The 13,561-nt window shown below is 66.7% G+C and carries 14 protein-coding genes and 1 pseudogene; 6 read left to right on the top strand and 9 right to left on the bottom strand.

Translation table 11 applies throughout. The features are described from left to right. The first annotated feature begins 102 nt into the window (after positions 1-102). The gene (locus tag J3476_RS17480; protein ID WP_207067671.1) at positions 103-870 is read left to right on the top strand and encodes a ribonuclease T(2); all 768 of its coding nucleotides are present in this window, start codon (positions 103-105) and stop codon (positions 868-870) included. A gap of 548 nt (positions 871-1,418) precedes the next feature. Further along, positions 1,419-3,038 (top strand): cation:proton antiporter family protein, encoded by a 1,620-nt coding sequence (locus J3476_RS17475; protein ID WP_207067670.1) that lies wholly within the window; start codon positions 1,419-1,421, stop codon positions 3,036-3,038. Here the strand turns inward: J3476_RS17475 and J3476_RS17470 are convergent. The 4 genes from J3476_RS17470 to J3476_RS17455 all read right to left on the bottom strand — a co-directional run bounded on the left by J3476_RS17470 (position 3,000) and on the right by J3476_RS17455 (position 5,451). Continuing rightward, positions 3,000-3,293: a cytochrome C oxidase subunit IV family protein gene (locus J3476_RS17470; RefSeq protein ID WP_207067669.1), complete on the bottom strand. Its 294-nt coding sequence runs from the start codon at positions 3,291-3,293 to the stop codon at positions 3,000-3,002. The two genes, J3476_RS17475 and J3476_RS17470, sit on opposite strands and share 39 nt — an antisense overlap. A gap of 72 nt (positions 3,294-3,365) precedes the next feature. After that, positions 3,366-3,950: a cytochrome c oxidase subunit 3 gene (locus tag J3476_RS17465; protein ID WP_207067668.1), complete on the bottom strand. Its 585-nt coding sequence runs from the start codon at positions 3,948-3,950 to the stop codon at positions 3,366-3,368. Beyond that, on the bottom strand, positions 3,947-4,741 hold the full coding sequence (locus J3476_RS17460) for a hypothetical protein (RefSeq protein WP_207067667.1): 795 nt from the start codon (positions 4,739-4,741) through the stop codon (positions 3,947-3,949). The genes J3476_RS17465 and J3476_RS17460 overlap by 4 nt, the downstream gene beginning before the upstream one ends. Further along, positions 4,738-5,451, bottom strand: a complete 714-nt coding sequence (locus J3476_RS17455; protein WP_207067666.1) for a hypothetical protein — start codon at positions 5,449-5,451, stop codon at positions 4,738-4,740. Before J3476_RS17455 ends, J3476_RS17460 begins: the two co-directional genes overlap by 4 nt. A gap of 86 nt (positions 5,452-5,537) precedes the next feature. On the opposite strand from J3476_RS17455, the gene J3476_RS17450 reads away from it, so the two are divergent. Next, complete coding sequence (locus tag J3476_RS17450; protein ID WP_207067665.1) at positions 5,538-6,116, top strand: TetR/AcrR family transcriptional regulator; 579 nt, start codon at positions 5,538-5,540, stop codon at positions 6,114-6,116. 28 nt (positions 6,117-6,144) lie between these two features. On the opposite strand, the gene J3476_RS17445 is transcribed toward J3476_RS17450, so the two are convergent. From J3476_RS17445 to J3476_RS17435, 3 genes are read right to left on the bottom strand one after another with little or no spacing between them, the layout of a single operon-like run. Continuing rightward, positions 6,145-8,583: a PEP/pyruvate-binding domain-containing protein gene (locus tag J3476_RS17445; RefSeq protein WP_207067664.1), complete on the bottom strand. Its 2,439-nt coding sequence runs from the start codon at positions 8,581-8,583 to the stop codon at positions 6,145-6,147. A 4-nt stretch (positions 8,584-8,587) separates the two neighbouring features. Then, positions 8,588-9,574: a TIGR03617 family F420-dependent LLM class oxidoreductase gene (locus tag J3476_RS17440; protein WP_207067663.1), complete on the bottom strand. Its 987-nt coding sequence runs from the start codon at positions 9,572-9,574 to the stop codon at positions 8,588-8,590. Positions 9,575-9,583: 9 nt separating this feature from the next. Next, complete coding sequence (locus tag J3476_RS17435) at positions 9,584-10,711, bottom strand: hypothetical protein (RefSeq protein ID WP_286183271.1); 1,128 nt, start codon at positions 10,709-10,711, stop codon at positions 9,584-9,586. 38 nt (positions 10,712-10,749) lie between these two features. Between J3476_RS17435 and J3476_RS17430 the strand changes: the two genes are divergently transcribed. The 3 genes and pseudogenes from J3476_RS17430 to J3476_RS27975 form a co-directional block, all read left to right on the top strand. Beyond that, on the top strand, positions 10,750-11,355 hold the full coding sequence (locus J3476_RS17430) for a TetR-like C-terminal domain-containing protein (protein WP_207067661.1): 606 nt from the start codon (positions 10,750-10,752) through the stop codon (positions 11,353-11,355). A 9-nt stretch (positions 11,356-11,364) separates the two neighbouring features. Continuing rightward, a complete protein-coding gene (locus J3476_RS17425; protein ID WP_207067660.1) occupies positions 11,365-11,517 on the top strand; it encodes a hypothetical protein in 153 nt (50 codons plus the stop codon). Positions 11,518-11,680: 163 nt separating this feature from the next. Beyond that, a pseudogene (locus tag J3476_RS27975) lies at positions 11,681-11,977 on the top strand (WhiB family transcriptional regulator); the annotation flags it as partial. Between the two features lie 21 nt (positions 11,978-11,998). Here J3476_RS27975 and J3476_RS17420 read toward each other — a convergent pair. Together J3476_RS17420 and J3476_RS17415 are read right to left on the bottom strand one after the other, a co-directional pair. Beyond that, entirely contained in the window at positions 11,999-12,550 is a 552-nt protein-coding gene (locus tag J3476_RS17420; RefSeq protein WP_207067659.1) for a dihydrofolate reductase family protein, read from the bottom strand. 64 nt (positions 12,551-12,614) lie between these two features. Beyond that, entirely contained in the window at positions 12,615-13,391 is a 777-nt protein-coding gene (locus J3476_RS17415; RefSeq protein ID WP_152517473.1) for an SDR family NAD(P)-dependent oxidoreductase, read from the bottom strand. Positions 13,392-13,561: the final 170 nt, after the last annotated feature.

Here is a 13,561-nt window from a genome sequence, read left to right as displayed (position 1 = left end):
TCACTGGCGATCGCTCCAACATCGAGACGGTCCTGTGGGAGGCTGATGTGCCTGGGCGGGATGGGCGCGCCCTGGTCCGTCCCGATAGGAGAAGGGTGCCCGATGCAGCGCGGTGACGCCGCCGTATTGTCGATATCGGCCGTTCTGGCCGCTGTCGTGATCTGCGCGGTTTCGTTCAGCGTTCTGGTCCTCGACCGGGAATCCACGACGCTGGTGTCGCGCAACACGACATCGAGCTGGCTGGTGGTGACCTGGGGAGCGGGCTTCTGCGCTGCCGAGCCCTCGAACCAGGCCTGCCGCTCCGGCGAGATACAGCGACTCGGTCCAACCCTGATTCTGCACGGACTGTGGCCTCAACCATCTGAGAACCAGTACTGCGGGGTCTCTCTGATGCTCGCGGAGCGGGTGCGCCGGGGGGATGAGGGGTTGCCGACGGTGCCGCTGACCGCCGGCGTGCGCTCGGAGCTCTCGGCCACGATGGCCGACTCTGCGACGTTGGTGACCCACGAGTGGTACGCGCACGGCACGTGCTCGGGCGTGCGGGCCGACGTCTATTTCGGCGATGCGGTGACACTCACGCACGCCGTGAGACAGGTACTCGATCCGGTGTTCCGGCAGGCGTCGGGAGGTCATCTGACTCTGGCGACGGTCCGCAGCCGCGTCGACGATCAACTCGGCGCGGGCACAGGGCAACGGGTCGGGCTGAGCTGCCGCAGACAGATCAGGACAGGCACCTTGGTGGTCGATGTCCGGCTGTCGCTGCCCCCGGTGGCCGCCATGCGCACCGCCGACGGACGTCTGAGTCTGCCCGCCCTGCTGCGGGCGGCGCCCCCGATCCACTCACCCTGCCAGCAGGGACGCGTGGCGTGACCAGGGTTACCTGGGTACGCACGGGGTGAGCGGACACGACCGCAGCAGCGACCATCTGCGGTCTCCTGGCGGTGTGGCCACCGCGGGACGCGAGCGGTCATCGGCGGTCACGAGGGCCCCATGGTCGGTGGAATCGCTGCCGCGCCGACGGAGCGTGTGCTCGGCAGTAGGCACCCGCGGTCGTCGGCAACCAGCCCAGGTCGACGAGCACTTCGTTGAGCAAACGCCGTGCGATCAGCGCATCCCGCGGCGTGTGTCCCACCTGTGTGGAAGACAGGGTGACGAGCTGCTGACAGCTACTGCACTGGATATCGAATTCGATAACGAGGCTTGGCAATTGAGCACTTCTCAGCGTCTCGTCGCTGACAGGGACAGGCGCCTGTGCCGATCGGGGAAGTATATCGTGGCTGCAGCAGCGCCGCTCGTCGTGGCAGTGGTGGGCAACGGGAAGGCGAGTTTGTCACGATACTGGTAGGACTCCACCAGCACACCGGTGTCGTCGGCGCACTCGACGACCACGTCCGCCCCGCGGGGCAGGGGGAACGCGCGTGACAGTAGTCGCCATCTATCTCGTCATCACCTTCGGACTCGGCGGGCTCGCCCTGGCGGTCCGGCTGCCGCCATTGGTGGGGTTCCTGGCGGCAGGCTTCGTCATCAACGCCCTCGACGTCGCGGAGGTGCCGCAACTGGACGTGCTGGCCGACCTGGGTGTCACGCTTCTGCTGTTCGCCATCGGCCTCAAGCTCGACGTCCGGATACTGTTGCGCCGCGAGGTGTGGTTGACCACCTCGGTGCACATGCTGATCAGCGTCGCGCTCGGTGTCGCCGCGCTGTGGCTGGCTGCCGTTGCCGGCGTGGCGATGCTCGTCGGACAGAGCATGCAGACCATCGCGTTGTTGGCGTTCGCGTTGTCCTTCTCCAGCACCGTGTTCGTGGTCAAGGTGCTCGAGGAGCGCGGTGAGTCGCATGCGCTCTACGGCCGCGTCGCCATCGGCATCCTCGTCATGCAGGACATCATCGCCGTGGTGTTCCTGACCGCCACCAGCGGGCATCTGCCCAGCCCGTGGGCGTTGGCGCTGGTGGGCCTGTGGCCCCTGACCCGCATTCTGCGCAAGGTGTGGAGCCGGCTGGGCCACGGTGAAATGCAGTCACTGTTCGGCATCGTCATGGCGCTGGTGCCCGGTTATGCGTTGTTCACCGCGGTCGGGCTCAAGGGTGACCTGGGCGCGCTGATCATGGGGGTGCTGCTCGCCTCCCATCCGGCGTCGTCCGAGCTGGCCCGTTCGCTGTTTCACATCAAGGAGCTGCTGCTGGTCGGTTTCTTCGTCTCGATCGGCCTGACCGGACTGCCGGACCTGCCCACCATCGCCGTCGCGGTGCTGATGGTGCTGTTGCTGCCGTTGAAGGCGGGCGGGTACATCGCTCTGCTGACCATGATGAAACTGCGGCACCGAACCGCGATCCTGGCTGGGTTGAGCCTGATGAACTACTCGGAATTCGGGCTGATCGTCGTGTCGGTGGGGGTATCGGTCGGACTGCTGGCCGAAGCCTGGCTGGTGGAGATGTCGATCGCGGTGGCGCTGAGCTTCGTGGTTTCGGCACTGGTCAATGGCCGCGGGCACCTGATGGTCGAGAAGATCGCCACGCGGCTGCCGGCGCAGAACGAGGACACGCTGCACCCCGAGGAACGCTCCGGCGACGCCAGTGACGCCGAGGTCGTGGTCATCGGCATGGGCCGGGTGGGCTATGCCGCCTATCAGCGCCTGACGGACCACTATGGGCTACGGGTCGTCGGCGTGGACTACGACGGGCCGCGGATTGGTCGCCTCGACGAGCAGGGCCTGCGGGTCATCGAGGGCGACGCCACCGATCTGCATTTCTGGAACCAGCTGCAACGATCTGACTCGGTGCGGATGGCCGTGCTTGCGATGCCGAGGCACGGCGCCAATGTCACCGCGTTGGAATGCCTGCGTGAGTCGGGGTTCAGCGGCACTGTAGCAGCGGTCGCGCGCTATGACGACGAAGTGGCATGGGCCAAGGAGCATGGCGTCGACATCGCGTTCAACGTCTACGCCGGTGCCGGGCTGGAGTTGGCCGATCAGGTTGCCGGCGGTGAGCGTGAACGCCAGTCAGGCGACGGCCATCCCGATGAAGTACGACCCGAGTAGGGCGGCGCCGAGCAGCAGGACCCAGACGTCGGTGAGGCGACGAAGCAACGCCGGGGCGTGACGGACCTCCATGAACTCCCGGAAGATGATGCGCACCTTCACCAGAGCGATCAGGATGGCGGTGACGGTGACGACCGTGCTGGCGCGCAGCGTGCCCGACTCATCGACTGTGTGGTCCATCCAGACATACACCAGCGTCATGGCGGTCGAGATGGCCCAGACGAGCAACAGCCTTGTGGAGTTCCTAGGGGTCATGGCTTCACCTCACGACTCGATCGGTCCGACGGTCCAGTACGACTGACGGCTGGGTTCATCTCACGACTGGGTTCATCTCACGACGTAGAGCAGCGCGAAGATCAGCACCCAGAGGAAATCAACCGTGTGCCAGTAGGTCGCTCCTGTCTCGACCAACTGCTGGGAGCGTCGCCCCGGACCCCACAGCTGGTAGACGACGACGCCGAGTACGACGAAGCCGATCAGCAGATGGATGAAGTGGATCGCGGTCAGAAAGTAGTAGTGCTGGAAGAACTCGTTGGTGGTGAAGGTGTTGCCCATGCGGATCTCGGTGACCCACTCGGTCACCTTGGCCGCCGCGAACACCACTCCGAAGCCGATGGCCAGGAACGCATTCCTCAGGGCTGACCGATAGGCACCCGCGCGCGAGGCCTGCACACACCGCGCGATCGCCCAGGAACCCAGCAGCAGCGCGATCGTGTTGAACACGCCGAAGCGCAGGTCGAGATCGCCCTGCGCCCGCAGGAAAAGCTCCTCGTTCTGGGTGCGCGTCACCAGATAGACCGAGAAGTAGCCGGTGAACAGCAGCGTCTCGAACAGCACGAACATCCACATGTCGGGCTGACCGGGCACGAATTCGCGTCTGCTGCGCTCCCGCGCCTCGAGGCTTGTACTCATCGGGCGGCCTCGACCGGGTCGCGGTGGTCGATGGTGTCCTCGGGGCCGGGGTCCGGCAGCGGTCCCGTGTCGAAGTCCTCACGCTCGATCATCCTGCGTAACAGCACGATGAACACGCAGGTGTAGAACGCGAACACGAAAACGTTGATCCACCAGGCGATCGCGCCGTGCCAGGCGAACGCGCCGCGCTGGAACATCCATGCGGGCGCCACCACGACCTCGGTGAGGGCGTTGCACAGGTTGAGGTATCCGAACCACTTGGGGAAGATCCCGTTGCGGTCCAGCAGGATCGCCACCATCCACACCAGCGAACCGATCAGGAACACGCCCATGGTTCCGCTGAAGGACAGAAAGGCAAAGTCGTACAGCCACATGACGACGGCCGGATCGCGGTCGGGCCGCAGCGCGCCGACCGTCATCGCGATGGCCATCACCAGCATCCCCGGCACCGCGGCCAACGCGTACATGATCATGTACGAGTAGGCGAAGACCGGGCTGACCGACATGCGCCGCATCGAGTAGGCGAGCAGCGCATTCATCGGTCCGCACATGCCCGCCACGAGGAACACGGCACCGAATCCGGCGAGCAGTCCCAGATGGTGGTCGGTGAACCAGGCGACGACCGTCGGAGTGTCCCAGCCGGGGCTCGGCGGTGGTTGCACGCGGGTGACGATGACGAACAACAACCCGTACAGGTTGTAGAAGACGACCATCACGTACCAGGAGAACCACAGCTCCCGTTTGGGGCTGCGAGTCAGTTTCCACCGAATGCGAGCCAGCCGAGTACTCACACCGCCACCTGCTCGGCACTGCGCCTCTGACGCAGGATCGTCTGTCCGAGAACGATTCCCATCACGATGACCCATGTCGCGATGGCGATGTTCTTGAGCCAGAAGCTCAGCAGCCCGTCCCAGGCGAAGGGCCCGTCGAGTGTCAGTCCCGTGAACGCGGCGGGCATCAGGGCGACCCCGGTCGCCACGTTGAAATGGGCCACCCACGGGCGGAAGACCGGTGTGTCGTTGCGATCCCAGTAGATCGCCAGCGCCAGGAGCAGACACTGTGCGATGAGGTAGGACACCGTGACCGAGAAGGTGATCCAGGCCAGATCGTTGAACAGCAGGGTGAGTTCCGGCGCCCGGTCGGGACGGAACGCGCCGAGAAGCCAGAACATGTCGGCGATCAGGAACAGCGCGGGAGGCCCACCCGCGCAGGCGATCAGGCTGTAGGACAGGATCGGCGTGCGATGGGCCATGCGGCGCACCTGCAGGGCGAGCAGCACCACCACCGGCACCAGGCCGACACCGAACCAGTTGAACAGGATCATGCTGTACCGGATCCGGGCAGCGTGGTCACGGTAGAAGCCCGCGACCTCGTCGGCGGACATGGTGGGGGACATCGGATGCAGAAAGCCGGGGAACAGGAAGAACGCACTGATCCAGATGAGGGCCACTGCCGGCAGGGTCCAGAAGAGAATGAGCTCACCGTCGGTGCGTCGTGTCATCGAACCTCGCTCCTGGTTGCCGATCGGCTACTCGGCACGGTAGCCGATCGGCAACCGAACGGTCAATCGTTCGTTATCCTGACGCTGTGACGGCCCCGCACGAAGTCCGCAGCTTCCGCGCGATCAGGCGCACGGCAGCGCAAACACGGGTGCTGGACGCGGCTTTGGTTCTCATCGCCGAGCACGGTGTCAGCGGCACCTCGCTGCAGATGATCGCGGACGCGATGGGTGTCACGAAGGCTGCGGTCTACCGGCAGTTCCGGACCAAAGAGGAAATCGTCATCGCGATCACCGAACGGGAGATGGCTGCGCTCGAGGACGCGCTCGAGGATGCCGAAGCGGGCGGTCCGAAGGCTCGGGAGGTGCTGATCGACCGGATGGTCGATCAGGCCATCGACCGGCGCGGCCTGGTCAGCGCGCTGAGCTTCGATCCGGTGATCATCAGGCTGCAGGGGGAGTACGAGCCGTTCCAGCGGTTCGTCGAGCGTCTGTACGCCGCGCTACTCGGAACCGATGGGGGTGTCGAGGCACGGCTGCACGCGGCGATCCTGTCGAGCGCGATCAGCGTGAGCGTGATGCATCCGCTGGTGGCCGACGTCGACGGCGACACGTTGCGTGTCCACCTGAAAAGTCTGACGCGCCGGATGTTGGGCCTGTCGGACTGACGGGGCCTTCAGTGGCGATCGAGGGGTGTCACGACGCCGTGTGATCGAGGCGTGTCACCACGCCGGGTTGGTCGAGGCGTGTCACCACGCCGGGTTGGTCGAGGCGTGTCACCACGCCGTGGTCGCCGTCCACGCGCACCCGATCGCCGGTCTGGAGCACCTGCGTACCGACCAGGGTGTTGACCACACACGGCAGGCCGTATTCGCGGGCCACCACCGCGCCATGGGAGACCGAACTGCCGATGTCGGTCACCAGAGCGGCGATGACCGTGAAGTACGGTGTCCAGCCCACGTCCGTGACCGGTGCCACCAGGATCTCCCCGCGCTGGACGTCACGTGCCTCGCGAATCGACTTCGCCACGCGCACAACCCCCTCGACGACGCCCCGGCTGGCCGGCCGGCCGATGATCGCGTCGTCGGCGGCAGCACAAGGACGCCGAAAGACGCGGGGAGTGGGCCGGCCCACCGACACGTCCTCGAACTCCAGGGCGTCCTGATACGCCAGCGCCTCTCGCCGGCTGCGGGCGCGCCCGACCAGGTCGGTGATGTCGTCGGAGCCGACGACGCGGGCAAGCTCGGTGCGGTCGAAGAAGAAGACAAGATCCGCGTCGGGTAACCGCCCCGCACCGGCGAGCACCTCGCCGAGGTGGCGGTAGCCGCGCTTGAGTGCGTGCGCCATCAATGCCATCTTGGATTTCGTCTCTTCGCGACCACGCGCACCGCCCTGCGCGAGCCGCGCCAGGAATCGGACGGATGCCGATGCCGGGGCGGGGGACTCGCGGGATACCGGACCACGGTCGGCGGGGTCGAGCGCAGCCTGGAGCATGACTTGCATCATCGTTCCCAGGCCATTCGGGTCCTCGGCCCAGGAGGGGTCGCGCATGCACAGTTCGCGGTAGCCGCGGTGACCGTGGCGGTTCAAGAACCGGCGAAGCGCGGCGCCGCTGGGACTGTCTGCGGCGCGAAGGGTTGTGACGGCGGCCTCCGGCGCCGCGACGAGAAAGGCCTCGGCTGCCGCGTTGTGGGCGGCCAGCGTACGCACCACCGCGTCGAGTTCCTCGAGCATGACTGCACTTTCGACGTCGGCGGCGCCGGCCATCACGCGCATCGCATCGGCCCGTCCGTCCTCCTCGCTGCGTCCGTCCTTGACCGCCTGTGCGATGAGGCGGCTTTCGAGGATGTTGGCCGCGACCGCGGCGCGTGACGAGGACCGCACGTGGGTCAGTGTGACGTCGCAGTACAGCTCGACCCCGGTCTCCAGCTGGCGCAGCACGACGCGGGCATCACGGCTGGTCGGTATCCGGAATCCCGCGATCTGGCGGTCGAGCCGACGGATCGCCGGCCCTGCCGACAGCGCATGGGAGGTGAGCCTGATCGTGTTACCGAGCTTGCGCCGGAAGGGCTGCGGCGGTTTGGGTTCCAACTCGTCGATGACCCGACCGCAGATGGACATGGAGAACTGCTCCAAGGAGTTACCCAGAATTCCGGAACTCAGCGCGGTGCCCTCGGTCATGTTCAAGAACATGTGCCCGTAGAAGTAGCCGACCTGCAGCCACGGCGACTCGTAGCGCGGCTGCGCCCTGGCCACCACCTGGGTCATCTGCATTGCGTAATCGATGGCGAAGCCCGACACCGACGCCGTCAACGGACAGAACGCTCCCGGCATCATCTCGCCGATGTTGCAGCGGGTGTACACGTGGGTGTGCCCGGCCACCGGGGAGTCCATCTCGTTGAGGTCGCCGGGCAGCGTCGTGATCGGGCGTGCCTGCAGCCACCACAGGTGACCGGATCGGTCGATCGCCCACTCCAGATCCAACGGTCGGCCCCAGTGGCGCGCCGCCTTCAGGGCTCCCGCCCGGATGTCGTCGATATCCCGAGCGGTGAGGACGGCCGACCCGGCCACTTCGTGGACGGCGGTGCTGCCATCGGCGTGCAACACCACATGCTCGGGGGAGGCCGACCCATCGACGAGTGCCTCACCGAGGCCGGCGATGGCATCGATGACCATCAGGTCGCGCCGGCCGGACGCCGGGTCGGCGGTGAACACCACGCCTGCCGCGCGCGCGTCGACCATCTGCTGCACGACGACGTGCATGGTGGCGGTGGAATGCTCGCTGTAGGCCGAGGCACGCTGCGAATCCACCGATTCGGCGCACCTGCGGATGGCCGCGGCGAACACGTCGACAGAGTCGACGCCCAGCACGGTGTCATACTGGCCGGCGAAGGACTGGTCGACGCCGTCCTCGCCGACTGCGGAAGACCGGACGGCGACCGGGGTCGTCCCGTTGGCGGCCATCCTGTCGAAGCGTCCCCTGGCGACCTCGGCGGCGTTCGGCGCGGAGGCCTCGGCGAGGACGAACCCCGGCGGCACTGCGAGGCCGAGGCGGCGCAGCTCGGCGAGGCCGGCCGCCTTCCCGCCGAAGCGGGCGTCGGTGATGTCGTCGAATTCGACGGTCCTGGCTGTCATGTCGTCAGACCAGCGCATCCACGATCTCGGCCAGCGCGTCGACCGCGATGGGCCCCGGCTGGTACAGACAGATCCGGTCGGACACCCCCTCGACGCGGTCGCGGATGTGTGCGGCCACCTCAGCCGGCGTGCCGCACGCGGCGATCGTGTGCAGCATCTCGTCGTCGATCAGCGTGGCCATCTCCTGCCACCGGCCCTGCTTGGACATCGCGTTCAGCTCCGGTTGCAGATCGCCCCACCCATGGGCATCGAGCACGGGCCGGTAGGCGGGGGTGGATCCGTAGAACGCCAACAACATTCGCGTCGAGGTGTGGTCTCGGTCGTCGGAACCCACCGACACGATGATCTCGGGCACCACCGCGAAGTCGTCGTCGCTGCGGCCTGCCGCGGCCAGGCCCTCGCGCACGGCGGGCATCGTCGTCTCGTGCAGGAAGCGCTTCGAGCCGAACGGCATCACCAGCAGGCCGTCGGCCACTTCCGCGGTGGCGCGGGTCAGCCGGGGTCCGAGCGCGCCGAGGTAGATCGGCGGCGGACCGAACGGATTGGGACCGGGGACGAAGGTCGGCGTCATCAACGTGTGGCGGTAGAACTCACCGCGGAAATCGAGCCGCTCGCCGGTGTCCCAGGTGGCGAAGATCGCCCGCAACGCCCCGACCAGCTCCTTCATCCGTGCGACGGGCCGGTCGAACTCGGCCCCGTAACGCTTCTCGATCTGTGTGCGGATCTGGGTGCCCAGCCCGAGGATGAACCTGCCCTCGCTGAGCAGTTGCAGATCGTTGGCCTGGTGAGCGAGCTGAACAGGGTTGCGGGGGAGCGCAATAGCCACATTGGACATCACGTCCAGGCCAGGAACCGTCGACGCCAGCACAAGTGGGGTGAACACGTCGTGAGGACCTTCGAACGTGAACACGCCTGATGCGCCCGCCTCCTTCAGCAGGGTCGCCCTCTGTACGACGTCGGTCGGACCGAACAGCGCTGTCATGATCTTCATGGTGGTCACCTATTCCGCGACGTCGGTCCAGTCGGAGAAGCCCGACGGGTGGTGCGGACCGATCACCCCGTGTTCGAACAGCCCGGCCCCCTGGGCGGTACGCCCGTCGGCTTCCGTGCACACTGCCGAGGCCACGTGGTCGATCAGGCTGAACGGCGCGCGGGCCATCACCGCCGGATCGGTCAGGTCGAAGCTGACCCGCTCGGTGAACGGCCCGTCTTTCCAGGTTCCGTGCCCCCAGGAGGTGTCGCCGCCGTATCCGGAACCGAAGGCGATGGGCGCGAACAACTTCGACTCGACATCGAGGTTCATGCGGTCTCCGGCCCGGTTCATGAACTCGACGTGCGCCCCGTGGGGGATCCGGGTGCCGGGGGTGTAGTGGATGGTGGCGCGCACACCGTCGAGTTGTTCGACGGTGCCGTCGCGCCAGCGGCGGGTGCAGTCGTAGAGGCTCCGGTGACCGTCCGGATCCTCCTGCAGGATCAGGAACAACTGGTAGTCGTCGAACGCGAGCGGCAGATACAACCACCACATCCCGCGGAACGCGGCGTCGGGCCGCCCGGCGGGCTCCGGCTCACCGACCGGTCGGATACCCCAGGACCGGTCCCGGCTCGCCACACTGGTGTCGTGCCCGACCGCGATCCGCTCGCCATCGACGTCGATCCAACCCTCCCAACTTCCGACTTGGGCAAAGCGGCACGCCTGCAATGTGACTCGCCGCTCAGTGAGCATCTCGTGCGGCCGCTCGAGTGCGGCGGGGAACAACCCGCGCCATGTCAGGTCAGCCGAGATGCCCTCGGTTTCGGCGACCGTCAGGTGCAGCTCCTGAAGCGGTTCGACGACCTCGAGGCGATATCCGTTGACGTGCTGGTGAAGGCGGTCGTCGTCGACGGAGTCACTGAAGTGCAGGGCGGTCTGGGTGTCGCCGCGGCGGACGAGGAAGTAGGCATCCTTGACGCCCAGGCGGGGGTAGTACCCGATGCCGGTCAGCGCCATGAAGCGGCCCTGGCGATCGAGCACGTTGAAGTAGGACCGGTCGTAGAAGTTCCGATCCGAGGTTGCCGGTGTCGCGATCGGTGACGGCGTCTGATGGATCGGATACTCGTCGAGCGGGCTCAGACTCACAACACCCTCCATTAAGATACGATACGACCTGTATCGGAATTGTGGGGACCATGACAGCAGATCAAGCCACCGATGGCAAGACCGCCGCGCGGCCGACGCCGGGCCGGCCGCGGGACAGCAGGATCGACGCTGCGATCATCGCGGCCACCCGCGAGCTGATCGTGCAGACCGGCTACTCGGCGCTGTCGCTGTCGGCGATCGCCGCACACGCCGGAACGACCACCGCCGCGATCTACCGGCGGTGGTCGGGGAAGGTGCACCTGGTCCACGAAGCCGTGCTGTCGGAGGACGCGAACTTCACGCCCAACGGTTCAGGCGATATCCGCGAGGACATTCGCGGGCTGGTGCAGGCGATGCGCACGATGTTCGACCGGCCCGAGGTGCGGGTGGCGTTGCCGGGCTTGATCGCCGACACGGTTGCCGACCCCGAGCTGCACAGACTGATGATCGCCCGACTGGCGGGAAACCTGGCCGACTTCGAATCACGCTTCGGGCAACGGCGCCGCGACGATGATGAGCTGCCGTTGCTCGCCGAGGTGGTGGCGGGGACGGCGATCTTCCGCATTCTCGTCCGTCCCGATGCGGTCCTCGACGACGCCTGGGTCGAGGCGGTGACGGAGCTGATCACGGAACGGTGGCCGGCCGCGGCTGGCTAGCATCGGTGGATGACTGACGGTGGTCCCGGTCGCGATCCGGACGTTGGTGATCCGGTGTGCTGGCTCGACCATGTCTGCCCGGAGTGCAGCGCCTTCAACGATGATCCGGGGTCGCCGTGCTGGCGATGCGGCATCACCACGGCGGGCGACGCGACCGGCTGAACAACCCTGAGAGCACGCGGCCGGGCCGAACGACCAAAGTCCCACCAAGCCGGGGCACTTTGCTCCTCACAACCCTGCATCGTCTGTCACTACCGTTTGCTGAACGAGGAGTCGGGAATCGCAGACCAGCTTGCTGCCGGCCCATCGTGAAGGGGCAGAAGACATGGACCGCGACTACGGACGGCTTGAGGCGCGTGCCGAGTGGATGTCCCAGGCGCGCTGCCGCAAGGCCGATCCGGATGAGCTGTTCGTGCAGGGCGCCGCGCAGAAGCAGGCCGCGAAGATCTGCCGTCACTGTCCGGTCGTCCTGCAATGCGCCGCCGAGGCGCTCGACACCCGGGTGGAATACGGGGTGTGGGGAGGGATGACGGAGCGTCAGCGGCGCGCGCTGCTGGCCACCCACCCGGAGGTGAGTTCGTGGGCGCTGTTCTTCGAGCAGCGCAGAAGAGCGGCCGGCGCGGCGGTGTCGTCGCCCTGCCGCTCAACCGGTGACGTACCGCAACATCAGCACGGACTCGAAATTCTTCGTCTCGGCCAGCCGCAGGTGCAGGCGGTTGTTCAGCGGCGGAAACATCGGCGTGCCGCCGCCCAGAACGACCGGTGAGACGAACAACTGGTACTCATCGATGAGGCCGTATGGCATCACCGATGCGGCGAGGTTCGCCCCGCCGATCTCCATCATGCCGTCACCGTCGCTCTTGAGCGCGCGGACTTCCTCGACGGCGTTCTCCTGCACGAGCGTGCTGTTCCAATGCACCTCGGTAAGGGTGCGTGAGAACACGATCTTGGGCTTCTCGGTCCACAGGACGGCGAACTCGCGCTCGATGGTCCCCGCTGTGTCGGGGACGTAGGGCCAGTGCTCGGCCATCAGCTCGTAGAGTCGGCGGCCGTGCAGCGAGATCTCGAACTCGCGGTACCTGTCGTTGTGGAACTGGTGCAGCTCATCGTCGGGTTCGCTCCAGTCGATGCCCCCGCCACGGTCGTTGACGAAGCCATCCAGGGACACGCCGAACGAGTAGATCAATCTCCGCATGATCGAGTAGACCTCAGGTCGTCTCGATAGTCATCGCGGCACGCGGCCGCGGCGCGAGGGGCGCTTACTTCGGTGGCATCCTGATGCCGCCGTCGACGCGGACCACTTCGGCGTTCATGTAGGAGTTCGTGATCAGTTCCACCACCATCGACGCCAGCTCTTCGGGCTTGCCGAGCCGCTTGGGGTACAGCACAGACTCGCCGAGCTTGGCCTTGAACGCCTCCGAGTCGGGACCCTCGCCGTAGATCGGTGTGTCGATCAGCCCGGGCGCGACGGTGTTCACCCGGATCCCGACGGCCGACAGGTCGCGGGCCACCGGCAGCGTCAACCCGACCACGCCGCCCTTGGAGGACGAGTACGCGGCCTGACCGATCTGGCCGTCGAACGCGGCGACACTGGTCATGTTGACGATCGCCCCCCGCTCACCGGAGTCTGCGGGATCGAGCCGGCTCATCGCCGTCGCGGCGAGCCGGATGCAGTCGAAGGTGCCGACCAGGTTGATGGCGAGCACCTTCTTGTAGGCGTCGAGGTTGTGTGCGGAGGCGAACTCGCCGTCCTTGCCGATGGTTCGTTGGGCCCACCCGATTCCGGCCGAGTTGACCAGCGAGCGAAGAGGTCCGAGATCCACAGCGGTGTTGACGGCGTCTTCGATCTGCGCGGTGTCGGTGACGTCGACGCTGACGAAAGCGCCACCGATCTCGTGGGCGAGCTCCTGGCCGCGCTCGGCCTGCATATCGGCGATCACGACGCGGGCACCCTGGGATGCCAGAAGTCGGGCCGTGGCGGCCCCGATGCCAGATGCTCCGCCGGTGACAATTGCGCTGGTTCCGTTGACGTCCACAGCGCGAGTCTAGATCAGGCGGCGGCGCCGACGTCCTCGGTAGGCGTTCGGGGCCCGCGTGATTTGCCGGGGTGGGCCCCGACGTGCACACGAGTATCGGCACCGGCATTCCCTCGCGCACTCCGTCGGAGGCGAATCGCGGTGGGGCGATCGGGGACGGTCAGGGGAGA

This window comes from Mycobacterium sp. PO1 (assembly GCF_017312405.1).
GTDB lineage: Bacteria > Actinomycetota > Actinomycetes > Mycobacteriales > Mycobacteriaceae > Mycobacterium.
The sequence above is the reverse complement of the archived record's forward strand: the minus strand, read 5'-3'. Positions and strand labels throughout refer to the sequence as shown.

What these genes read in the sequence shown, in the direction of transcription:
- J3476_RS17420 (WP_207067659.1), bottom strand. Translation starts at nt 12,550, where the DNA reads ATGCGGAGATTGATCTACTCGTTCGGCGTGTCCCTGGATGGCTTCGTC.
- J3476_RS17435 (WP_286183271.1), bottom strand. Translation starts at nt 10,711, where the DNA reads ATGGAGGGTGTTGTGAGTCTGAGCCCGCTCGACGAGTATCCGATCCAT.
- J3476_RS17480 (WP_207067671.1), top strand. Translation starts at nt 103, where the DNA reads ATGCAGCGCGGTGACGCCGCCGTATTGTCGATATCGGCCGTTCTGGCC.
- J3476_RS17445 (WP_207067664.1), bottom strand. Translation starts at nt 8,583, where the DNA reads ATGACAGCCAGGACCGTCGAATTCGACGACATCACCGACGCCCGCTTC.
- J3476_RS17430 (WP_207067661.1), top strand. Translation starts at nt 10,750, where the DNA reads ATGACAGCAGATCAAGCCACCGATGGCAAGACCGCCGCGCGGCCGACG.
- J3476_RS17465 (WP_207067668.1), bottom strand. Translation starts at nt 3,950, where the DNA reads ATGAGTACAAGCCTCGAGGCGCGGGAGCGCAGCAGACGCGAATTCGTG.
- J3476_RS17455 (WP_207067666.1), bottom strand. Translation starts at nt 5,451, where the DNA reads ATGACACGACGCACCGACGGTGAGCTCATTCTCTTCTGGACCCTGCCG.
- J3476_RS17440 (WP_207067663.1), bottom strand. Translation starts at nt 9,574, where the DNA reads ATGAAGATCATGACAGCGCTGTTCGGTCCGACCGACGTCGTACAGAGG.
- J3476_RS17470 (WP_207067669.1), bottom strand. Translation starts at nt 3,293, where the DNA reads ATGACCCCTAGGAACTCCACAAGGCTGTTGCTCGTCTGGGCCATCTCG.
- J3476_RS17425 (WP_207067660.1), top strand. Translation starts at nt 11,365, where the DNA reads ATGACTGACGGTGGTCCCGGTCGCGATCCGGACGTTGGTGATCCGGTG.